A 21,194-nucleotide genomic window follows, 5' to 3' on the forward strand; every position below is an offset into this window, starting at 1 on the left:
ACCGGTCGCTTGATGAAAATGTCGGTAAAGGCCATCGCGGCGATCTCGATTTCTATGTCTCAAGAAGCGTGATCCGGCCGAGCCGGATCACGCGAATGTAATGGGTCAGTAGCGCGGCGGCTGCGCCGGGATTGCCGGGGCCGGGTCGGTCGAGATCGACACCGGCGCGCCCGATTGCAGCTTGAGCTGGCCGACGGCGACGACTTTGTCGCCCGGCTTCAGACCCTTGACGATCTCGACGCGACCTTCGACCCGATTGCCGGTCTGCACGAAGGTGCGTACCGCAGAGAGACTGGTCTTGCCGTCCTCTTCCTTCTTCTCGGTGATCACGAACACCGAGTCGCCGTACAGCGTGTAGTCGACCGCTGTCTCCGGAACGGTGATCACGGCCGGCTTCTCCGGCAGCACCACCGTGGTGGTGACGAACATGCCGGGCTTCAGGATCTTCTCCGGATTGGCGATGGTCGCCTGCACGCGGATGTTGCGGGTATCGGTCGCGATCTGCGGCTCGATCGTGGTGATCTTGCCCTCGAAGGTGCGGCCCGGATAGGCATCCACCCTGAGCCGGACAGTCTGGCCGACCTTCAGGCTGCCAGAGTCCTTTTCCGTCACCGTGAAGTTGGCCCACAGCTCGGACAAGTCGGTCAGCGAGACGATCGCCGTGCCGGCCGTCAGATATTGTCCGACCTCGACCTTGCGCATGCCAAGATCGCCGGAGAACGGCGCGCGGACCAGCTTCTGCGAAATCAGCGCCTCGGTCTTGGCGATGCCGGCCTGCGCCTGGTCGTAGGCAGCCTGAGCCTGATCGACGGTCGCCTGCGGGCCGAACTGGCGCGAGGCCAGCTGCTTGGCGCGGTCGAGCGACAGCTGCGCGACGGTCGCCTGCGCCTTGTAATTGGCGAGATCGCCCTGCTCCGGTGCGTCGAACAGCTGCACCAGCGGCGTGCCGGCTTCGACACGCGTACCGGGCTCGAACTTGATCTCGGTGACGCGGCCATTGACATCGGCGCTGACGTCGACCTGATGCACGGCGACAAGGCTGCCGACCGCGGTGAGCAGGTTCGGCACCACCTCCGACTTCGCCTCGGCCGCGCTCACCGCGGTCGGCGGCGGCTTGTTGTTGGCGAAGAACTGCTTGATCATCTGGCCGCGGAAATAATTGAACCAGACGAGGCCACCGACGAGCGCGGCGAGAAGCGCGCCGACGATGATGAACCACAGCACCGGCCGGACCGGACGCTTGGGAGCCTTGTTGTCGATCGGTTGGCCCGAAATCTTGTGTTCGGCTACGATGTTCATGTCATGCACTTTCTGCAATCGCCGTCTTGCCGGCATTCGCGGCCTGATTGTGGCCCAGATGCGCAGCAATTGCGGCGTCGTTAAGTCCGATACCTCTCAGGAGAAATTCACAGAGCTGCCGCTCCAGATCGTTTGCCTTGCCGTAAGCGAGACAGGGCGTGGCCGGCAGCCTGGTCAGCGCCGCCGTCATCACCGAATGATGCGCGAACCAGAACAGGTTGAGTGGATCGCCAGTGCACGGCCGTGCGTCCCCCGCGGCAACCGCGCGCTCGAGTGAGGCGACGAAGACAGCCCCGATCAGCGTCTCGATCTTGGCATATAGCAAACGGGCGAATTCGCCATCATCCAAATGGCTCGTGGCCATCAGTCGCAGGCGCTGCGCCTCCTCCTGGTCGGGCCCGTCGGCGATGTGAAGGAAATGCTCGACCATGCCGCGGATCACCTCGACCAGGGTGGCAGTCGAGGGCTCCCGTTCGAGCAGCTCCATCAGGGCCGGATCCGCCTCGCATTCGTCGCTCAGGATCTCGGCGTAGAGCGCCGCCTTGGACGGGAAATGCTTGAACAGCAGCGCCTCGGAGATAGCAGCGGCGGCCGCCACGCTCTTGGTCGTGGTGCCGTTATAGCCGTGTCGGGCAAAGCAACGTTTCGCGGCACCGAGGATCAATTGACGCCTCAGGTCGCTCGTCATACGCAATGAGCTCATGCTAGTGAGTAAGCACTCACCCACGCAAAAGTCAAGCACTATGCTGCACCGCAACCTCTAGATTGGGTCGAAACTGGCTCGCCCACACGGCGCACGAGCAGGACGACGCCATCGGCAAGGCCGGCCCTAGATCGGCCGGAAGCCCAGGTCGCCCCGGAGCCGGTTGACGATGTAGGTCCCGTCCCGGGTCGGCAAGATCCGCTCAACGCTGGCGCTGTCGATCTTCGCATTGGCAAAGCGTGGCCCCGCGGAAACGTCGTGGACGGCTTTGGCGAAGGCCTCGACCTCGGCCATGGTCGTGACGGCCCGGCTGTCCTCGATGCCGCAGGCCCGGGCGATGCCGACGAGGTCGGCGGCCGCAGAGGTGTGGCTGGTCTGGCCGCCAGTCTCGCCATAGGCCTCGTTATCGAGCACGACGATGGAGAGATTGCCCGGCTTCTGCAGCCCGATGGTGGCCAAACTGCCCATGCCCATCAGCATCTCGCCATCACCCGTGATGACCAGTACCGGAAGCTTTGGCTGCGCCAGCGCGAGCCCGAGCCCGATCATCGCAGCTCCGCCCATGCCACCCCAGAGATAGAAGTTGCGCGCGTGGTCGCCGGCCGCGCACATGTCGTTGGTGGAGGCACCCAAGCCGCCAATCGCGATCACATCCTTGCGCTCCGCGAGCAGCGTGGACACCACTTGGCGGCGGTCGAGGAGATTGGCCTTGCTCATTTGGTGAAAACCTTGGCACCGATCAGGCGCTGCGACAGAAGAACGGCGGTGGGAGTGAGTGCGTTATAGGCCTGCGCTGCGGCCGCCTCCAGCACGGCCGGCACCTCGGCCGCGTTCGAGGCGCGCAGCACCTTGACGCCGGAAAGCTCAAACACGCCCTGCGTGGTCGACCCCATCGGCACCTGCCACGGATTGAACTCGCCCCACTCGCCCCGCATGGTCACGAGCGTGAGGAACGGAAAGCGCAGGATCGGGATCAGCGACAGCATGTTGATGCAATTGCCGACACCGCTCGACTGCATCAGCAACACGCCGCGCTGTCCGCCCGCCCAGGCGCCGGCGAGAAGTGCCACGCCCTCCTCCTCCGTTGTCAGCGGAATGCCGCGCATCGTGGAGGAAGCCAGCACGCGCTGGATCAGCTTCGAGTGACCGGCATCGGGCACGTACGGCACCTGCCGGACGTCGAAGCGCTGCAATGTCGCGAAAATATCGTCGGGCCAAAGAACACTTGCTTCCGGGGCCGTGTCGGGAGCGTCAGCGCGCGCGTGCATTTTCCTGTCCGGTCAGATAGCAAAGACGGCGCGACTGTAGACGCATGCGCGCGTCGGCCAGAACAACAAAAACGGCATATCGGCTTTAACCGGCGAGTATAACGGGATGAACGCAGATGCGAAGGAGCTGGCGGCAAGCTTCGATCTCGAGAAGCTGACGCCCGAGTTCTACGACAACCCCTATCCGACCTACCGTGCACTGCGGGAGAACGAACCGGTCAAACGCCTGCCGAACGGCACCGTGTTCCTGACCCGCTATGACGATCTCGTCACCACCTACAAGAACACCAAATCGTTCAGCTCGGACAAGAAGCGCGAGTTCGCGCCGAAATACGGCGACAGCCTGCTCTACGAGCATCACACCACGAGCCTCGTCTTCAACGATCCGCCCTCCCATACCCGTGTGCGCCGCCTGATCATGGGCGCGCTGTCGCCTCGCGCCATCGCCGGCATGGAGGGCGACCTCGTCAAGCTGGTCGACGGCCTGCTCGACGCCATCGCCGCCAAGGGAGCTTGCGAGCTGATCGAGGACTTTGCCGCCTCCATTCCGATCGAGGTGATCGGCAATCTGCTCGACGTGCCCCACGAGGAACGCGCGCCGCTGCGCGACTGGTCGCTGGCGATCCTGGGGGCGCTCGAACCGGTGGTGTCGCCCGAAGCGGCCGCGCGCGGCAACAGAGCGGTGCAGGACTTCCTCGCCTATCTCGAGACGCTGGTCGCGCGCCGGCGCCGAAAGCCCGGCAATCCCGAGCGCGACGTGCTGACGCGCCTGATCCAAGGAGAAGGGAACGGCGAGGAGAACGGCGAGCGGCTGACCGAGAAGGAGCTGCTGCACAATTGCATCTTCCTGCTCAATGCCGGCCACGAGACCACCACCAACATGATCGGCAACGGCCTCGTCGCGCTGCACCGCAATCTGGACCAGAAGCAGCGCTTGATCGACAACCCCGACATGATCAAGACCGCCGTCGAGGAGATGCTGCGCTACGAGAGCTCCAACCAGCTCGGCAATCGGATGACCACGGAGAAGGTCGAGCTCGGCGGCGTCATGCTCGACGCCGGCACCTCGGTGACGCTGTGCATTGGCGCGGCCAACCGCGACCCCGCACAGTTTCCGGAGCCCGAACGCTTCGACATCGCGCGCACGCCGAACCGGCACCTCGCCTTCGCCACGGGCGCGCATCAATGCGCGGGCATGGCCCTGGCGCGGCTGGAAGGCGCGATCGCGATCTCGCGCTTCCTGGCGCGCTTCCCAAACTATGCCGTGACCGGGCAGCCGGTGCGGGGCGGGCGGGTCCGGTTTCGCGGCTTTTTGAGCGTGCCCTGCGCGATCGGATGAAGCCTCCAAACAAAAATGACGAAAACAACCCCATGCACAGTAGGGAACCTCTGATATTTCTGGCAAATCGGGAGGGCCAGCCATCGGACGCATGAAGGCTTCCGGTGCGGCAAGCTGATACCCAGATCAAGTTGAGGGCCGCCGGCGGTGCAGTCGCTTGACGCCCCCGTGCGCGGCCTTGGAGTGACGACAGATGAGTGCGTCGGTCATTGATTTCATCGCAACAGAAGCACGCTTTGGGGCCCACAATTACGAGCCGATCGGGGTCGTCCTGTCCCGCGGCGAAGGTGTCTGGGTGTGGGATACCGAAGGCAACCGTTATCTCGATTGCCTCTCGGCCTATTCGGCGGTCAGCCAGGGCCATTGCCACCCCAAGATCCTGGCAGCGCTGGTCGAACAGGCGCACAGGCTGACGCTGACCTCGCGCGCCTTTCACAACGACCAGCTCGCCTTGTTCTACGAGGAAATCGCGGCGCTCACCGGCTCGCACAAGGTGCTGCCGATGAACAGCGGCGCCGAGGCGGTCGAAAGCGCGATCAAGTCGGTCCGCAAATGGGGCTATGAGGTGAAGGGCGTGCCGGACGGCCAGGCCGAGATCATCGTCTGCGCCAACAATTTCCATGGACGCACGCTGGGCATCGTCAGCTTTTCCACCGATCCCGAGACACGCACACATTTCGGTCCGTTCGCGCCTGGCTTCAGGATCATCCCGTTCGGCGATGCCGTGGCGCTGGAAGACGCAATCACGCCCAACACCGTCGCCTTTTTGGTCGAGCCGATCCAGGGCGAAGCCGGTCTCGTCATTCCTCCAGCCGGCTATTTCACGAAGGTGCGCCAGCTCTGCACCGTCAATAACGTGATGCTGGTGCTCGACGAGATCCAGACCGGGCTCGGCCGTACCGGCAAGCTGCTCGCCGAACAGCACGAGGGAATCGAGGCGGACGTGACGCTGCTCGGCAAGGCCCTGTCCGGTGGCTTCTACCCCGTGTCGGCCGTGCTCTCGAACAACGACGTGCTCGGGACGCTGAGACCCGGACAGCATGGTTCGACCTTTGGCGGCAATCCGCTTGCCTGCGCGGTGGCGCGCGCGGCGATGCGCGTGCTGGTCGAGGAAGGCATGATCGAGAACGCGGCCAGGCAGGGCGCGCGCTTTCTCGAAGGCTTGAAGGGCATCCGTGCCAACACGATCCGCGAGGTGCGCGGACGCGGCTTGATGCTGGCGGTCGAGCTGCATCCAGAGGCCGGGGGAGCACGCCGTTATTGTGAGGCGCTCCAGGGCAAGGGCATCCTCGCCAAGGATACTCATGAATACACGATCCGCATCGCCCCGCCGCTGGTGATCACCAGCGACCAGGTCGACTGGGCGCTGGAGCGGCTCGCCACCACCCTGACCCAGGATTTCTCTTGAGGCTGCCTGCGTCGGAAGATCGCAATGCCGGCCGCGGTCAAGAACGAACGATCCCGCCATCTGTGCGTTGAACGTCGTGGGCGATGACGAGCTGGGAGCTAGAACCATGCTTCCGCGTTGCGTTTGCCTTACGGCTTTTTTAGTTGGTGTCTCGGTGCTGGCGACGAGCGCCGGCGCTTTCGCCCAAGGACTCGGACACGGAAGGGGCGGACCACCCGGTCCGGCCGCAGCACCGGCGGCTCGGCCAGCAGCACCACCGGCCATGGCCCATCCGGCGGCGCCGCCAGCCATGGCACGCCCCGCAGCGCCGGCTTTCCATCATCCCCCGGCCATGCAGCGGCCGGCCATGCCGCAGCGACCAGCCATGGCGCCACATCCGGCGCCGCGTATTGCCTCACCGCCACCGCGCCCGTCCCCACATTTCGCTGCACCGCCGCGGGCAGCCCCGCACGTGGCGACACCGCGGCCTGAATTCCATCGGGCGCCGGCAGCACCGCAACGTCCGGCCATGGCGCCTCGGCCGATGCCGCACATCGCGGCCCCATCGCGCCCCAGCGGACCGCCGGCCGCGAGCGAGCGGCTGTCGCGGCGGGATCAGATTGAACAGCGCGCGCAACAGCGCCAGCAGCAAGTCCAGCAGCGTGAGCAGATGGTGCAGCAGCGGCAGCGCGAGATGCTGTCCCGCCAGACGACGGAGCGTCAGACCCGTATCGAACGACTCCAGCAGCGTGTGCAGCAATTGCAATCGCAAAAGCCGGAAACCGTGCGGGCGCAACGCCTGCAGCAAAGGACGCTCCAGGCGCAGAACCGCTTGCTTGATCGTGAGCAGCGCGCGCAGCAGAGCGACCTGGCGCGCCAGCAGCGGCTTGGCCTCCAGGCCCCGGCCGCGCGCACCCCGACCACCACGACCACCGCGCAGGCTGCTGAGCGCGGGCGGTTTGCCGCGCGCTTCCGTGAGCAGGCCAATCCGCAGACCCAAGCGGCCCTCCTCACCCGCCAGAGCGGCTGGGCTCCCCGGCAGGCCTGGCGTCACCGCCATCCCGCGGCTTTCGTGGCGTGGCTTGGGCCGGTGTTCTGGCCATACGCCTATTCCGACATTTTCAACTACACGTTCTGGTCCTATGCTTATGAGCCCGGCTATTGGGCGTACGCGTATGACGATTTCGTCGACACCGTGTTCTGGGGCGGTGACGGCCCCTATTCCGCCTATGCCAGCACCAACCCGTATGACTATCCGCAAGCCGGCGGCGGCCGCCGGGCGCGCCCGCGCGCCAGCGTGAGCCCGCAGACGCTACAGCAATTGTGCGGCACACCAGACAAGGGCGTGACGGCTTGGCCGCTTGCCGATATCGCGAAAGCAGTGCAGCCGACGCCGGAGCAACGCGCGCTGCTCGACGAGTTGAAGACCGCGGCGGCCAACGCGGCCGCCGTGTTCAAGGATTCCTGCGCGGAGACTTATGCATTGACGCCGCCTGGCCGCCTGCGCGCGATGATGAATCGCATCAGCGCGACACTGGAAGCGGTCAAGATCGTGCGACCGGCACTGGAGAAATTCTACAACTCGCTCAGCGACGAACAGCAAGCGCGCTTCAACGCGCTTGGGCCCCCTGTCGGCGACCGCTCGTCACAGCAGCAGGAAGCCAGTGCCGAGGGTTGCGGCGATCCGAAGTCCGGCCTGACCCAGTTGCCGATCGAACGCATCGACGCCGTTGTCCGTCCGGCAGGCAAGCAGAAGGATGCGCTCGAGCGCTTGGACGATGCGACGAAGCAGGCAGTCGCAGCACTGCAAGCCGTCTGCCCGGACAGTGTGCCGTTGACACCAGTCGGACGCCTGGAAGCCATGGCGGATCGTCTCCAAGCCATGCTCGCCGCCGCCAAGCTGGTGCAACCCGCACTGGACGAGTTCTACGCGACGCTGAGCAGCGAGCAGAAGGCGCGCTTCAACACGCTGCAACAGGTTGCAGGACCGTAAGGGCAGCGCGCGCGTGACCTACACCACCGTCTTGTGCCGCGCGATGCAGGTGCGCAGCACCTCGTCCATCGGTTTGGCCCACCAGTCATTGGAGAAGATTTCGATCTCCGAATAGCCGGCAAAACCCTGCGCTTCGACCGCTTGACGCACGGATTTGATGTCGATGACGCCGTCGCCCATCATGCCGCGGTCGTTGAGGATGTCCTTGGTCGGCACCATCCAATCGCAGACGTGGAAGGCGAGCAGGCGATCTTGGCCGGCGCGCGCGATCTGGCCCATCAGCTCCGGATCCCACCAGATGTGATAGACGTCGAGCGCAACGCCGAGCATGCCGCTGCGGCCGGGGTCGAGCCGGTCGCAGATGTCGAGCGCCTGTTTTGTGGTGTTCACGCAGGCGCGGTCGGCTGCATAGGCCGGGTGCAACGGCTCGATCGCCAACGGCAGGCCTGCCTGCTTGGCGTAATCGAGCATCTCGGCCAGCGCTTCCTCGACCTGCCCGCGCGCTGCGGCGATGTCCTTCGAGGCCTTGCTGCCCGGCCGCGAATATTGCGGCAGGCCGCCGACCACGAGTACGATGCAGGGCGCGCCGAGCGCCTTCGCCTCATCCACACAGCGCCGGTTGTCGTCGCGCACTTCGCCCCGGCGCGAACAATCCGAGGTGAACATGCCGCCGCGGCAATAACCTGAGAGATCGAGGCCGGCGTCGCGCACGGCGCGTACCGCGCGGTCGAGCCCGACAGAAGCAACCTGGTCGCGCCAGGGATCGATGGCGCGGATGCCCTGCTTCGCACAGGCATCGATGATCTCGATGAGGTCACCCTGCTTGCGGACCGTCGCCGTGTTCAGCGACAGCCAGCGATGGTCGGACGAGAAATCGCGCATCAGGATTCAAGTCCGTGCGAGGCCAGCACAGACTTCATCCGCTGTGTCGCGAGTTCCGGATTGGCGAGCAGGCCCGCTTGGTCAGCAAGGCGAAACAGCTCGGCCAGATGCAGCATCGAGCGCGCGCTCTCCTGGCCACCCACCATGGTGAAGTGGTCCTGGTGGCCGTTGAGATAAGCCATGAACACCACCCCGGTCTTGTAGAAGCGCGTCGGCGCTTTGAAGATGTGGCGCGACAAGGGAACGGTCGGTCCCAGCACGTCGTGGAAGCCGGCTTCATCGCCGGCCGCCAGCCGCGACAGCGCGTAGGATGCTGCCGGCGCGATGGCGTCGAAGATGCCAAGCAGCGCATGCGAAAAGCCTTCGCTGTCCCCGGCGATCAGCTCCGCATAGTTGAAATCATCGCCAGTGTACATCTTGATGCGCTTGTCGAGGCGTCGGCGCATATCGATTTCACGCTGCTTGTCGAGCAGCGAGACCTTGACGCCGTCGACTTTGGCAGCGTTGGCGTTGATGATGGCGACCGCAATATCCATTGCGTTGTCGAGATCCTTGGTACCCCAATAGCCCGTCAACGCCGGATCGAACATATCGCCCAGCCAGTGGATGATCACGGGCTCTCGGACCTGCGAGAGCACGCGATCATAGACCTTGGCGTAATCATCGGCATTGCGGCCGAGCTTGGAAAGCGCCCGCGACGCCATCAGGATGATGCGGCCGCCGACCTTCTCGACCGCCGAGATCTGCTCCTCATAGGCGCGGATCACGTCGTCGATGGTCTTGGCATCCTCGACCGCGAGATGGTCGGTGCCCGCCCCGGAGAACACCAGTGCGTTGCGACGCTTGGCGGCAGCGACCGACCGTGTGATCAGCTCCAGCGAGGTCGGCCAGTCCAGCCCCATGCCGCGCTGCGCGGTGTCCATCGCCTCGGCAACGCCGAGACCGAGGTCCCAGACGTGCTCGCGGAAGGCGATGGTCCTGTCCCAGTCGACAGCGACCGAAAGCCAGGGATCGTTGTCGGCGAAGGGGTCGGCGACCGTGTGCACGGCCGAGAAGGCGATGCGGCTCAGCGGGCCCTCGAGCTTTGCGGGAAACGTGCGCGAGGCCGCGAGCCGGTAGGTCTCGATCGAACGATCGGCCTTCGGCAGCTTGAGCGACAATGACGACATTGAAGGCGCAGGCTTGGGCTGGACGGGCTTGTTCATGATTTTTGACCTCTCTCCGTCATTGCGAGCGAAGCGAAGCAATCCAGAACGTCTCCGCAAAGAAAGTCTGGATTGCTTCGCTTCGCTCCTCGCAATGACGGCTCAACTGACACTAGGACTCGACTTCAGGCCGTGATCGGGGCGACGTCGATCCAGCGCCGCTCCTTCCAGCTCTTCAACGCGCACTCGGCGAGCTGCACGCCCTTGGCGCCTTCGAGCAGCGTGAACTTGTATGGCGCATCCTCGTAGACGTGGCGGATGAACATCTCCCACTGCTCCTTGAAGCCGTTATCGTAGGAGACGTTGTCGGGCATCTTCTGCCAGTCGCCGTAGAAATCGTGCAGCCGCTTCTCATCGGGATTCCACACCGGACGGGGCGTCGCCTGCCGGGCCTGGATCACGCAATCGGTGAGCCCTGCGACCGCGGAGCCGAGCGTGCCGTCGACCTGGAAAGTGACGAGGTCGTCGCGGTAGACCCGCGTCACCCAGGACATATTGATGTGGGCGATGACGCCGCCCTTGAGCTGGAACGTCGCGTAAGCCGAGTCGTCCGCAGTCGCCTTGTATTTCTTGCCCTGCTCGTCGTAGCGCTCGGGAATGTCGGTGTTGCCGATGCAGCTCACGCTCTCGACCTCGCCAAAGAGATTATCGAGCACGTAGCGCCAGTGGCAGACCATGTCCAAGATGATGCCGCCGCCGTCCTCGTCGCGGTAATTCCAGGACGGCCGCTGCGCCTCCTGCCAACCGCCTTCAAACACCCAATAGCCGAACTCGCCGCGCACCGAGAGGATGCGGCCGAAGAAGCCGGAGTCGCGCAGGAAGGCGATCTTCTTCAGGCCGGGCAGGAACAGCTTGTCCTGCACCGTGCCGTGCTTGACGCCCTTTGCGTTAGCGAGTTTCACGACCTCCACGGCCGCCTCGAAATTCGTCGCAATCGGCTTCTCGCAATAGACATGCTTGCCGGCATTGATGGCCTGGGTCAGAAGGCCCGGCCGGGCCTGCGTGGTCGCGGCGTCGAAGAACATGGTGTCGTTCTTGTCGGCGAGCGCGGCGTCGAGGTCAGTGGTCCAGCGCGTGATGTTGTAGCGCTTGGCTAGGGCCTCGACCTTGTCGGCGCTGCGGCCGACCAGGATCGGGTCGGGCATCACGCGGTCGCCGTTCTTCAAGCGGACGCCGCCCTGGTCGCGGATCGCGACGATCGAGCGGATCAGATGCTGGTTGAGCCCCATGCGGCCGGTGACGCCGTTCATGATGAGGCCGAGGCGTTGAGTGGTCATGCCAATTGCTCCTGAAGTGATTTTGGCTGTTCGAGCGGGCGAAGCGCCGACCAGTCCGGATGGACCGAGGTGGCGAAGCCCGCAGCATGAAGCGATCCCGTCAGGAGATCGCCGTCGTGAACGGAGAGACGGATGCCCTGCCCGGCATCGGCATAGAGATCGGGATGCAACGCCGCGAAGGCCGCAGCTTCAGCGGCGGGCGTATCGCCAAAGCCGTCGACATAGTGATGGCCGTTGCGTTCGGCATGAGTGACGCCGATCAGGGCACCGAGCGCAAGGTCCTGCTGCACGGCAAGGCCGGCTTGGCAGGTCAAATCCTCGGCGGTGACGAAGAACGCCTCGCCTTCCGCGCTCCATTTCGCCGCGCGCGTGGCGTTGACGAGGGCCTTGTAGAGACCCTTGCACGATTTCGAGGAGATACCGCGATAGCCAAGGGCCCGCGCTGTGGGGAACGCATCGTAGCTATCGTCGGCTTCGTCGATGATGAAACCGCGCGCGCCGAGCGAGCCCAGTGGCGATTGCCTCGTGATGTCGCGCGGCATCGGCTGCTCGACATAGAGCAGGCGCGCGGCGATCGGCCGCAACGCGGGATCATGATCGAGGCGATCCACCAGCGCCTGCAACGCGGCGAGATCGGCGTATTGCTCGTTGGCGTCGAGCGACGCCTTGTAATCATGTCCGAGCGTATCGAGCTCCTTGCCGATCCGCGCCAGCCGCGCCGCGTCGGCGGCGGGATCGCCCGACAGCTTGAGCTTGAAATAGCGAGCACCGGCGTTCTCGCGTGAGTCGGCAACTCCGCCCTCACCTTCAACGGCATCATCAAGGCCGACGGTATGCCTGATGGCAACACGCTCCAGCCGCTTCCGGCTCGAGAGAAACGTTCTGATGTCCCTTTCGCTCAGGTCAGGCGACAGCCGCGCATCGATGCCCGCGATATTAGCGGCCATCCCATCGAAGAAGCTGGTCTCGGCGGCGCGGAGCAGGGCATCGAGGATCGCCTTGTCGATTTCCGCTGGACCATAGACCGCGGCAAGCGCCGGAATGTTCTTCTTCGCGCAGGTCGCGACCTGGGTGCCGATGCACGAGGCATGCAGATCGAACGCCGTCAAATATCCAGTCCGCGCCAGATAAAGTCCGCGCGCAATCTCCAGCGAGCGTCGCAAACCATCGACCGTCTGCGCCGGCGACAGCTCCGGCCGTTTGTCGAACCATTTCGGCACCAGCAGCTCGGCGCTGGCGCCGACCGCGCTTCCCTTGCCCTCGACCTCGATCTCGACCCGCACGAACAGCTGCGGCGTCGCGCTGATGGCAATCGCGCCAAAGCGGAACGGCCGCGCGAAATGCACGGGACGTTCGAAGAATGCGATATCTCGCAGCTTCAGACGGGGTGACATGGTGTAATGACAAAACGAGTTGAACTTGGTGCGAGCGGTATGGCCGCGGGCGACGCGCCTCTCCCGCTTGCGGGAGAGGTCGGCGCGAAGCGCCGGGTGAGGGTTCTATCCTCTTGGGGGTTCTTGCCAGCCAAGACACCCTCTCCCCAGCCCTCCCCCGCAGGCGGGGGAGGGAGCGCACCGGCTTGGTGGTCGCGACCGAGATATCCCATGGCTTCAGTCCAATGCACCTTGGGAGAAGAAATGCTTGCGGATGCGTTGCACGAGATCGGTGAACACGGGATCGGCCATCACGTCGAGCGAGCGCGGACGCGGCAGCGGCACATCATAGATCGCGGCGATCGCACCGGGGCGCTCGGTCATGACCAGTACGCGATCGGCGAGAAAGACGGCTTCCGGAATCGAATGCGTGATCAGCAGCACCGTCTTCCTGGTCTCGCGCTGGATCCGCATCAATTCGACGTTCATGCGTTCGCGCGTCAGCGCATCGAGCGCGCCGAACGGCTCGTCCATCAGCATGATCTTGGGATCGTGCACCAGCGCTCGGCAGATCGAGGCGCGCTGCTGCATGCCGCCGGAGAGCTGCCATGGCAGCTTCTTCTCGAAGCCTTCGAGCCCGACCAGCTTCAACAGATCCTTGGCGCGGGCGAGATATTTGGCCCGCGCCAGCCGCTTCATGTCGATCGGCAGCATGACGTTGTTGAGGATGTTGCGCCAGGGCAGGAGCAACGCGTTCTGGAAGACGATTCCGACATTGCCGTGCGGCGTCGTCACCCTCTCGCCCTCGACCAGGATCTCGCCCGTGGTCGGCGGCAGCAATCCCGAGATCAGCTTGAGCAGCGTGGACTTGCCGCAGCCGCTTGGGCCCACCACGACGAAGAACTCGCCATCATTGATGTTGAAATCGAGCGGCCGCAGCGACGGCACATCGCCGTCGCGCGTCCGGTAGGTCTTGGACACGCCGGACAGTTTGATGCCCGACGCCTCGCCGGCACGGCCTAACACCAGACGCAGATGCGCGGCCGGCTGGACGTCACCTACCACCTTCGTTGCTGGGGTCATCTCGTCAAGTCCACTCGACAATGTGAGCCGTCATTCCGGGGCGGCCGAAGGCCGAACCCGGAATCTCGAGATTCCCCGGTGCGCAATTGCGCACCTGAGGTCTGGTCCTTCGGACCATCCCGGAATGACGGTGTTGTTATCTTCACGATCCGCTCTTCGGCAAATAGTCGTTGGTGTAGAACGCCTTCGGGTTCTCCTTGGCCTTGGCATCGAGGCCGCCATATTCGACAAGAAGATTGACGGTCTCGGTCATGTTCTGGTCGGTGACCTGGAACGGCCGCTTGCTCTTGGTGTCCGCGGTCCGGTAGAGCGGGATGGTCAGTTCGAAGCCCTGTGTCAGCGTATCGATCTTGCCGCCCTTGGGATTAGCATCGAGGATCGATTGCGCCGCGGCGTTCGGCTCCTTCTCGGCGGCCTCGACCGCTTTTGTCGTCGCCGACATGAAGCGGCGAACCAGATCGGCATTGGCCTTCACATAGTCGGTGTTGGCGATGATGCCTGACGAAACCATGTTGATGCCGTAATCGGCGAACTTGATCGGATAGACGTCCTTCCCGGTGGCGTCCTTGATCTTCATCGACTGGTCCATGACGTAGCCGAGCAAGAGATCCGCCTGGCCGTTGATGACGGCGTTGAGCTTGGTCTGGCCGTCGCCGGCAACGGTTTTGAAGTCGCTCTCCTTCAGGCCGGTCTTCTTCAGGAACAGCGGCCAGATCTGGGTCATGGAATCGGCCGGCGTGATCGCTACCGTCTTGCCCTTGATGTCTTCGGGCTTCTTGATGTTCTTGTCGACGAAGCCCATGGCGGACATCGGGCTGGTCTGGAGCAGCACGCCGGTCGCAACCACCGGCGCACCCTTGATCGCGGCGCGCATCATGGTGGGAACGTCGACATAGCCGAAATCGGCGGTCTTCGCGGCGACGGCCTGCGTGGTCGCAGCCGAGCCGCGGCCTTCCTGGATCTCGAGGTCGATGCCTTCGGCCGCATAGATGCCCTTGGCCTTGCCGTAATAGAACGGCGCGTGCTCGCCATAGACGTACCAGTTCAGCATCAGCACGACCTTATCGGCCGCCTGTGCCGGCATCGCCGCAAACACCATCAGCGCTGCCGAGACGACCCCTATCCACCGCTTCATCGTTACTCTCCCTTGCTTGTCGTTATTGCGTCGGCCGTTGGTGGCCGTTCGTTGCTTCACTTCAGAGCCGAAAATTACTTAAGAGGCGAAAATCACGTCCTCACGCTGGCTCACATGCCAGGGGATGACCAGCTTCTCGATCCGGTCCACGATCCAGAACAGGACCACGCCGAGTAGTGCCAGGATCACGAGGGCAGCGAACATCGTCGGCAGGTCGAAGGTGCCGATCGAGCGCTGCATGACGTAGCCGATGCCGGAATTGGAGCCGACAAACTCGCCGACGACCGCGCCGACCACGGCGAGCGTCACCGAGACTTTGAGACCGGAGAAGATCGCGGGCAGCGCATGCGGCAGGTTCACCGCGCGGAACACTTGGAAGCGGCTGCCCTGCATGGCGCGGGCGAGATCGACCATATCAGGATCGACCGATTTAAAGCCCTGCACGGCCGAGACCACGACGGGGAAGAAGCCCAGCAGGAACGCCGAGATCACCTTCGGGATGATGCCGAAGCCGAACCAGACCACGAACAGCGGCGCGATCGCGATCTTCGGCACGGATTGCGAGAACACCAGCAGCGGATAGACGTAGCTCTCCACCGTCTTGGAGCCGGCAATCAGCATTGCGACGGGAATGCCGAACAGCGCCGACAGCACGAAGCCGCACACGGTCGCATAGGTGGTCGGCCAAGACTGGCGCAGCAGTTCCGGCCATTCGGTGCGCAGCACCGCCACGACGTCGGCAGGCGACGGGATCTGGTAGGGGGGAATTTTGAACAGCCGGATCGCCAGATCCCAAGCCACGACGATGAAGACCAGGAACAAAAACGGCCGAACCCAGGCCGCATTCAGCATCTTGGACACCGCACTCTGCGGCTTCAACTCAGCCACGTCTCACTCCCGGCAATCTTTGTCGTTGGCGGAGAAATTAACCCGTTGGATAAATACTGTCCAGAGCTTTCCCTGTGACCTTTTGGGCGGGTTCCAGTCGCTGAACGTGAAGGATGTCGTGTGAAGGGCCGCGTAGCGGGACTGCCGGGAAAAATCTCGGTGTCATTCCCCGCGAAAGCGGGGAATGACAGCGGAGATTGAGGAACGGCGAATGCCAAATCCGCCAGGGCGCGGGGACGCGCAGCTACGCTGTCTGAACCACCACGCTGCGCGATTTCGGCGCTTTCGCGATCTCGAACAGCGCCAGGGACTGACCCGTCAGCGCAGCCAGCACGAGGCCCACCATGTGCGCCAGCCGTTCGTCCTTGGCCTTCTTGTCCAGCAGATCGCGGCCGAAGATCACGCTGAGCGTCGCCGAATTCGAGAGATAGAAGAAGCAGAGTCCCGCGATCGAGATGTAGAGCTGCACCGGATCGACCGCGACCTGGAAGTCGCCGCTGTCCACGCCGCGGCGCACCACGGTGCGGATCATCTCGACGAAGGGCGAGTGCATCGACTTGACCTTGGTCGAGCGCTTCAGGTGCTTTGCGCGCGCGAGATTCTCGGTCTGGAGCAGCGACAGGAATTCGGGATTGCGCAGGAAGTAATTCCAGGTGAATTCGATCAGCCGCCGGATCGCCTCGGGCGGGTCGAGATGCTCGAGATCGAGCCCGCGCTCCTCGCTGCGGATCTTGTCATAGGCACCTTCAAGCACGGCGAGATAGAGCTCGTCCTTGTTGCCGACATGGTAGTAGAGCATACGCTTGTTGGCGCCAGCCTTGGCGGCGATGCGGTCGACGCGCGCGCCGGCGAGCCCGTGGGCCGCAAACTCCTGCTTGGCGGCCTCGAGAATACGCAGCCGCATCCCCTCGGGATCGCGCTGCCATTTCAGAGTTCGCTTTGCCTTCGCCAAACCGGTTGCTCGCTGGGTGGTCTCAGATCAGCGTGTACCACGAGGAAGTCGTCATTGCGAGGCGCCCTTGCGACGAAGCAATCCAGACTGCCACCGCGGAGGGCTTCTGGATTGCTTCGCGGAGCCTGTCATCGGGCCGCGCTTCGCGCGGACCCGTTGGCTAGCAATGACGGAGGAAAGACGTCCCTCAATCCACCGGCTTCGGCGAACGCTCCAGCAGCACGGTCTGGATGCCGCAGGTGCCGTTCCGCACCGTCATCACCCGCGTGCCCGGCTTGCGGCCGTTGCGGACCTCGGAGACCTCGAGACCGGCAGCGATCAGGCGGGCGCGGGTGGCGTCGATGTCGGCCACCCGCCAGCTCAGGCCCCAGAGCAGGTCGTGCGCGGCATCGCCGCCTGCCACCGGGCGGCGCACCACCTCGACGATGAGATCGCCGCAGCGGAAGAACATCAGCTGGCTCCAATCCTGGTGGGAGCGGTCGAGCGCCAGATCGAGCCCGAGCCGCGCGCCATAGAGAGCGGCGGCGCGCTCGGAATCCTCCGTGGTGATCACGACGTGATCAAGCGCCTCGATCGGCGCGATGTCGGTCGCAACGGACTTGGGGCGCTCGTCGGCGAGCTCGAGGAAGAAAATGCGCACGCCGCGCGTGAGCTCCGTGGCGGCACGCGTGCGCTTCCAGTGCAGCACGGCATCGGATGCGGCATCGCTGCTTTCGACCTCCGCGACCGGATCCGGTCTCAGGGCCACGCGCTCCAGCCGGCGGTGCGTCTTGCTCATGTCTGCGACGCGAAAGCACAGGCTGGCGAGCACGCCCTCCTGATCGTCGAGCAGCGCGCGCATGCGGTCGGCGGCGACACTGAAGCCGCTCGGCGCCATCAATTCGATCGTCATGTTGTCCAATGTGAACAGGACCCGGTCGGCGCCCTCGCCGGAGTTCTGCCAGGCCGGCGCGCGGGCGAGCAGCATCTGATAGGCCGCTTTGGCCGCAGCGATATCCCTGACCAGGACGACGACGTGATCGAGCCCGATGATCATCTTCCCCCCTTTACCGACTCTTAATTGACCTGGAACCCCTGGGCCGAAAGACGGCGTTTGTCCGGGCTTGGCATTGGCCTGTCATGGTCGTATTCCGGCACCATGCTGACCTCAAGCGCTCCGGGCGGCAGATTTGCGAATAATTTCAGCGTCCCTCCGGAGCGGAACCGGTGCTAGAGTAAACGCGCCGGCCGGGACCACAAGCGCATCACGGACAAGCAATGCAGGCTCTCTTCATCGGACAGACCTATATCGACGTCGTCTTCATCACCGACCACATGCCGACCGGCGACGAGAAGCACGTAGCTTCGGACTACGCGGTTTCGTTCGGCGGCAACGCGGTGACGGCGGCGTTCTGCTGCGCCAAGCTCGGCATCGTGCCCGATCTCATCGCAACCGTCGCCAATGACTGGCTGGGGCGCATGTTCCAGGACATGTGCGCGAAATACGCAATCTCGCTGCACGGGCGGAAGGTGAACCAGTCCTCGCTCTCCTTCATCATGCCCAAGGACGGCAAGCGTGCCATCGTCCGCTGCCGCGACGACGAGCACATCCATCCGTTTCCGATGCTCAATCTCGGCGGCTGCCGCGCGCTGCATGTCGACGGCCATCAGCCGGATGCCGCGATCCACTACGCAAAAGTGTGCCGCGAGGCCGGCATCCTGACCTCGCTCGACGGCGGCGGCCTGCGCACCAACACCCATGAGCTCTTGGAGTTCATCGATGTCGCGATCGTCGCCGAGCGGCTGTGCGAGCAGATGGACCTGACGCCCGAGAAGATGCTCGATTACCTCAAGAGCCGCGGCTGCAAGATCGGCGGCGTCACCATGGGCGAGAAGGGCCTCTTCTGGTACGACGAGACCGGGACGGTGCAGGTGATGCCGGCGATGCCGATCCCGCGCGAGCGCGTGATCGACACCAACGGCGCCGGCGACGTCTTCCACGGCGCCTATGTCTATTCCTACCTCGCCCATCCCGGCAAAAGCTGGCGCGAGCATTTTGATTTCGCCCGCGCCGCCTCCACCTTCAAGATCCAGCGCCTCGGCAACGAGGCCGGCCTGCCGACGCTCGTCGACATCGCCAAGGTCAGGCACGAATTCGAGGTCAGGGTCTAGCGTTCGCAAAGGGTGTGTCATGGGTCGCGTCTTCGTCGCCGGCAGCATCAACATGGATGTGGTGGCAACAGCCGACCGCCATCCACGCCTCGGCGAGACCGTTGCTGGCAAGCAGGTGCTGTATTTTCCGGGTGGCAAGGGCGCGAACCAGGCGGTCGCCGCGTCGCGGCTTGGCGCCAGGACCACGCTGATCGGGCGGCTGGGAAAGGATTCGTTTGGGACCGAGCTGAAGGCTTTCCTTCGCAGTCAGGGCATCGATCTCGGCTACGTGCAGCAGACGGCTGACGCGCACACCGGTACGGCCATCATCACGGTGGCGGAGGCTGACAATACCATCGTCGTCATCCCCGGCGCCAATGCATTGGTCGACGCTGATGACGTCAGCGTCGTGCCGCTGCTGGAGGGCGACGTTGCGGTCAGCCAGTTCGAAATTCCGCTGCCGGCGATTGCCGCGTTCTTCCAGCGGGCACGCGCCGCCGGAGCCACGACGCTGCTCAACCCGGCACCGGCGCAAACCATGCCCGGCGAGCTGCTCGCGCTGGTCGATATCCTCGTGCTGAACGAGACCGAGCTCGGCTTGCTCGCCGGGACCGAGCTCTCCGACGGCAACGAGGCCGCGCGGATCATCGACGTCGCGCGACAACTTCAGGGGCGGCGGGACCAGACCATCTGCGTCACGCTCGGCAAGCGCGGCGTGCTCGCGCTGGCGGGGCGCGAGGAGATTTCGGTGCAGGGGCGCACGGTGAAGGCGGTCGACACTACCGGCGCCGGCGATTGCTTCGTCGGCGCGCTCGCGGCGCAACTGGCTGACGGCGCGACACTGCGCGACGCGCTCACGTTTGCCAACGCGGCCGCTTCGATCAGCGTGCAGCGGATGGGCGCGGGGCCGTCGATGCCGACGGCAAAGGAAGTGGCTGCCGTGATCGACGCAAGCTGATCACGCCAGTGCGCTCTTCAGGTCAAAACTCTCGTCCGCGGCCTGCTCCGGTGTGATCGAGCGGTCCATGGCCAGCAATCGGCGCCCGAACATGTGGTCGCCGGCGCGGTTGATCGACTCGATGCCCAGCAGCGTCTCGCCCTTGTAGCAGAACGCCGAAAACGCCTTGCTCGCGGGGTTGCCGCGCAGCACGACGCGATCGTAACCGGTGGTGAGGCCGGCGATCTGGAGCTTGTCCTCGCCCTGGTCGCTCCAGAACCAGGGATGGCTGTCATAGGGCTTGCTGTCGCCGGTCAGCCGCGCCGCGAGGCAGCGGGCGTGATCGGTGGCGTTCTGCACCGATTCCAGCCGCAGCGAACCGCCGAAGCGCGGGCTTGCGAACAGCGCGCAGTCGCCGATCGCCGAAATATCGGGATCAGCCGTCGCAAGATATTCGTCGACGAGGATGCCGGCGGCAACGGGAAGGCCCGCTTCAGCCGCGAGCTCGATGTTCGGCAGCACGCCGACGCCGACCACGACGAGATCGGCGGGCAGATGCCGTCCGTCGCTCAAGGAGACGCCGGTAACCTTGCCGCCTTCGGCTTCGATGGAAGTGGCCTGTACGCCGAGATGGATGCGGATGCCGGCCCCGCGATGCCGCGCCTGAAAATATTCGGAGACCTCCGCCGTCACCGCGCGCGCCATCACGCGCGGGGCGAGCTCGAGCACGTCGACCTTGAGGCCCTTGATCCGCGCGGTGGACGCGAATTCGAGGCCGATGAAGCCGGCGCCGATGACCACGACGCGTGTCTTCGACGGGATGACCTTGCGCAGTGCCTCGCTGTCGTCGAGGATGCGCAAGTATTTCACGTCGGGCAGATTGGCGTTGGGCAGGTCGAGCAGGCGGCTGCGCGCGCCCGTGGCCAGCACGAGGTGACCGTAAGGCAGCGTCTCGCCCGAGGCCAGATGCAGCTTGCGGTCGGCGCGGTCGATCGAGACGGCGCGGCCGGCGATCAGCTCGATCTTCTGGTCCTGGTAAAACTTCTCCGGCCGGAACATCAGGCTCTCCGGCCCCGCCGAACCCTTGATGTAGGCTTTCGACAGCGGCGGCCGCTGATAGGGCAGATGCGCCTCGTCATTGATCAGGCAGATGCGCTGCGAAAAGCCCGCCTGGCGCAGGGATGCCGCGACCTGGTAGCCGCCATGGCCGGCCCCGACGATGATCACCGGACCATCCGTCATTGGACAGCCCACTTCCGCAAGACACGAGCGTGACCCATGTCGTCTCCTCTCTCGCTGATTTTGGTTTGCTGGCCTGACGAGGAGCCGGCGCTCGTGTCCGT

The 21,194-nt window shown here is 64.5% G+C and carries 19 protein-coding genes; 5 read left to right on the plus strand and 14 right to left on the minus strand.

All coding sequences use genetic code 11. The features are described from left to right. Positions 1-105 precede the first annotated feature (105 nt). The 4 genes from IVA96_RS11725 to IVA96_RS11740 form a co-directional block, all read right to left on the minus strand. Positions 106-1,299: an efflux RND transporter periplasmic adaptor subunit gene (locus IVA96_RS11725; protein ID WP_247279328.1), complete on the minus strand. Its 1,194-nt coding sequence runs from the start codon at positions 1,297-1,299 to the stop codon at positions 106-108. Position 1,300: 1 nt separating this feature from the next. Continuing rightward, positions 1,301-2,002 carry a TetR/AcrR family transcriptional regulator gene (locus IVA96_RS11730; RefSeq protein WP_247279327.1) on the minus strand — a complete coding sequence of 234 codons (702 nt, stop codon included), beginning with the start codon at positions 2,000-2,002 and terminating at the stop codon, positions 1,301-1,303. 126 nt (positions 2,003-2,128) lie between these two features. Continuing rightward, positions 2,129-2,719 carry a thiamine pyrophosphate-dependent enzyme gene (locus IVA96_RS11735; protein ID WP_247417259.1) on the minus strand — a complete coding sequence of 197 codons (591 nt, stop codon included), beginning with the start codon at positions 2,717-2,719 and terminating at the stop codon, positions 2,129-2,131. Continuing rightward, positions 2,716-3,270 (minus strand): phosphonopyruvate decarboxylase, encoded by a 555-nt coding sequence (locus IVA96_RS11740; RefSeq protein ID WP_247417262.1) that lies wholly within the window; start codon positions 3,268-3,270, stop codon positions 2,716-2,718. The genes IVA96_RS11735 and IVA96_RS11740 overlap by 4 nt, the downstream gene beginning before the upstream one ends. A 106-nt stretch (positions 3,271-3,376) precedes the next feature. Between IVA96_RS11740 and IVA96_RS11745 the strand changes: the two genes are divergently transcribed. The 3 genes from IVA96_RS11745 (at position 3,377) to IVA96_RS11755 (ending at position 7,989) form a co-directional block, all read left to right on the plus strand. Then, positions 3,377-4,609, plus strand: coding sequence for a cytochrome P450 (locus IVA96_RS11745; RefSeq protein ID WP_247417264.1), 1,233 nt, complete (start codon positions 3,377-3,379; stop codon positions 4,607-4,609). 193 nt (positions 4,610-4,802) lie between these two features. Continuing rightward, complete coding sequence (rocD, locus tag IVA96_RS11750) at positions 4,803-6,017, plus strand: ornithine--oxo-acid transaminase (RefSeq protein WP_247417267.1); 1,215 nt, start codon at positions 4,803-4,805, stop codon at positions 6,015-6,017. A gap of 523 nt (positions 6,018-6,540) precedes the next feature. After that, entirely contained in the window at positions 6,541-7,989 is a 1,449-nt protein-coding gene (locus tag IVA96_RS11755; RefSeq protein WP_247417269.1) for a Spy/CpxP family protein refolding chaperone, read from the plus strand. Between the two features lie 18 nt (positions 7,990-8,007). Here IVA96_RS11755 and IVA96_RS11760 read toward each other — a convergent pair whose 3' ends face one another. The 9 genes from IVA96_RS11760 to IVA96_RS11800 form a co-directional block, all read right to left on the minus strand. Next, complete coding sequence (locus IVA96_RS11760) at positions 8,008-8,871, minus strand: sugar phosphate isomerase/epimerase family protein (protein ID WP_247279321.1); 864 nt, start codon at positions 8,869-8,871, stop codon at positions 8,008-8,010. Next, positions 8,871-10,076, minus strand: coding sequence for a dihydrodipicolinate synthase family protein (locus IVA96_RS11765; protein ID WP_247417272.1), 1,206 nt, complete (start codon positions 10,074-10,076; stop codon positions 8,871-8,873). Before IVA96_RS11765 ends, IVA96_RS11760 begins: the two co-directional genes overlap by 1 nt. Positions 10,077-10,201: 125 nt before the next feature. Further along, positions 10,202-11,353, minus strand: a complete 1,152-nt coding sequence (locus IVA96_RS11770; RefSeq protein WP_247279319.1) for a Gfo/Idh/MocA family oxidoreductase — start codon at positions 11,351-11,353, stop codon at positions 10,202-10,204. Continuing rightward, positions 11,350-12,747, minus strand: a complete 1,398-nt coding sequence (locus IVA96_RS11775) for a hypothetical protein (protein WP_247417275.1) — start codon at positions 12,745-12,747, stop codon at positions 11,350-11,352. The genes IVA96_RS11770 and IVA96_RS11775 overlap by 4 nt, the downstream gene beginning before the upstream one ends. 216 nt (positions 12,748-12,963) lie before the next feature. Then, entirely contained in the window at positions 12,964-13,809 is an 846-nt protein-coding gene (locus tag IVA96_RS11780; protein ID WP_247417278.1) for an ABC transporter ATP-binding protein, read from the minus strand. 142 nt (positions 13,810-13,951) lie between these two features. Next, entirely contained in the window at positions 13,952-14,944 is a 993-nt protein-coding gene (locus tag IVA96_RS11785; protein ID WP_247279316.1) for an ABC transporter substrate-binding protein, read from the minus strand. Between the two features lie 78 nt (positions 14,945-15,022). Then, positions 15,023-15,832, minus strand: a complete 810-nt coding sequence (locus IVA96_RS11790) for an ABC transporter permease (protein WP_247279315.1) — start codon at positions 15,830-15,832, stop codon at positions 15,023-15,025. A 244-nt stretch (positions 15,833-16,076) separates the two neighbouring features. Further along, complete coding sequence (locus IVA96_RS11795; RefSeq protein ID WP_247279314.1) at positions 16,077-16,784, minus strand: TetR/AcrR family transcriptional regulator; 708 nt, start codon at positions 16,782-16,784, stop codon at positions 16,077-16,079. Between the two features lie 187 nt (positions 16,785-16,971). After that, on the minus strand, positions 16,972-17,820 hold the full coding sequence (locus tag IVA96_RS11800) for a VOC family protein (protein WP_247417281.1): 849 nt from the start codon (positions 17,818-17,820) through the stop codon (positions 16,972-16,974). Between the two features lie 221 nt (positions 17,821-18,041). Between IVA96_RS11800 and IVA96_RS11805 the strand changes: the two genes are divergently transcribed. Next, positions 18,042-18,935: a sugar kinase gene (locus tag IVA96_RS11805; protein ID WP_247279312.1), complete on the plus strand. Its 894-nt coding sequence runs from the start codon at positions 18,042-18,044 to the stop codon at positions 18,933-18,935. A 19-nt stretch (positions 18,936-18,954) separates the two neighbouring features. Beyond that, a complete protein-coding gene (gene rbsK / locus IVA96_RS11810; protein WP_247417283.1) occupies positions 18,955-19,872 on the plus strand; it encodes a ribokinase in 918 nt (305 codons plus the stop codon). Here rbsK and IVA96_RS11815 read toward each other — a convergent pair whose 3' ends face one another. After that, positions 19,873-21,093: an FAD-dependent oxidoreductase gene (locus IVA96_RS11815; RefSeq protein ID WP_247417285.1), complete on the minus strand. Its 1,221-nt coding sequence runs from the start codon at positions 21,091-21,093 to the stop codon at positions 19,873-19,875. Positions 21,094-21,194 lie beyond the last annotated feature (101 nt).

Origin of the sequence: Bradyrhizobium sp. 159, assembly GCF_023073795.1 — a bacterium.
Classification (GTDB): Bacteria; Pseudomonadota; Alphaproteobacteria; order Rhizobiales; family Xanthobacteraceae; genus Bradyrhizobium.

Excerpts from the sequence above, each read along its gene's own strand:
- IVA96_RS11745 (WP_247417264.1), top strand. The coding sequence starts at position 3,377 with ATGAACGCAGATGCGAAGGAGCTGGCGGCAAGCTTCGATCTCGAGAAG.
- IVA96_RS11735 (WP_247417259.1), bottom strand. The coding sequence starts at position 2,719 with ATGAGCAAGGCCAATCTCCTCGACCGCCGCCAAGTGGTGTCCACGCTG.
- IVA96_RS11760 (WP_247279321.1), bottom strand. The coding sequence starts at position 8,871 with ATGCGCGATTTCTCGTCCGACCATCGCTGGCTGTCGCTGAACACGGCG.
- IVA96_RS11775 (WP_247417275.1), bottom strand. The coding sequence starts at position 12,747 with ATGTCACCCCGTCTGAAGCTGCGAGATATCGCATTCTTCGAACGTCCC.
- IVA96_RS11770 (WP_247279319.1), bottom strand. The coding sequence starts at position 11,353 with ATGACCACTCAACGCCTCGGCCTCATCATGAACGGCGTCACCGGCCGC.
- rocD (WP_247417267.1), top strand. The coding sequence starts at position 4,803 with ATGAGTGCGTCGGTCATTGATTTCATCGCAACAGAAGCACGCTTTGGG.
- IVA96_RS11725 (WP_247279328.1), bottom strand. The coding sequence starts at position 1,299 with ATGAACATCGTAGCCGAACACAAGATTTCGGGCCAACCGATCGACAAC.
- IVA96_RS11765 (WP_247417272.1), bottom strand. The coding sequence starts at position 10,076 with ATGAACAAGCCCGTCCAGCCCAAGCCTGCGCCTTCAATGTCGTCATTG.
- IVA96_RS11785 (WP_247279316.1), bottom strand. The coding sequence starts at position 14,944 with ATGAAGCGGTGGATAGGGGTCGTCTCGGCAGCGCTGATGGTGTTTGCG.
- IVA96_RS11800 (WP_247417281.1), bottom strand. The coding sequence starts at position 17,820 with ATGATCATCGGGCTCGATCACGTCGTCGTCCTGGTCAGGGATATCGCT.
- IVA96_RS11780 (WP_247417278.1), bottom strand. The coding sequence starts at position 13,809 with ATGACCCCAGCAACGAAGGTGGTAGGTGACGTCCAGCCGGCCGCGCAT.
- IVA96_RS11755 (WP_247417269.1), top strand. The coding sequence starts at position 6,541 with ATGCCGCACATCGCGGCCCCATCGCGCCCCAGCGGACCGCCGGCCGCG.
- IVA96_RS11730 (WP_247279327.1), bottom strand. The coding sequence starts at position 2,002 with ATGAGCTCATTGCGTATGACGAGCGACCTGAGGCGTCAATTGATCCTC.
- IVA96_RS11815 (WP_247417285.1), bottom strand. The coding sequence starts at position 21,093 with ATGACGGATGGTCCGGTGATCATCGTCGGGGCCGGCCATGGCGGCTAC.
- IVA96_RS11740 (WP_247417262.1), bottom strand. The coding sequence starts at position 3,270 with ATGCACGCGCGCGCTGACGCTCCCGACACGGCCCCGGAAGCAAGTGTT.
- rbsK (WP_247417283.1), top strand. The coding sequence starts at position 18,955 with ATGGGTCGCGTCTTCGTCGCCGGCAGCATCAACATGGATGTGGTGGCA.
- IVA96_RS11805 (WP_247279312.1), top strand. The coding sequence starts at position 18,042 with ATGCAGGCTCTCTTCATCGGACAGACCTATATCGACGTCGTCTTCATC.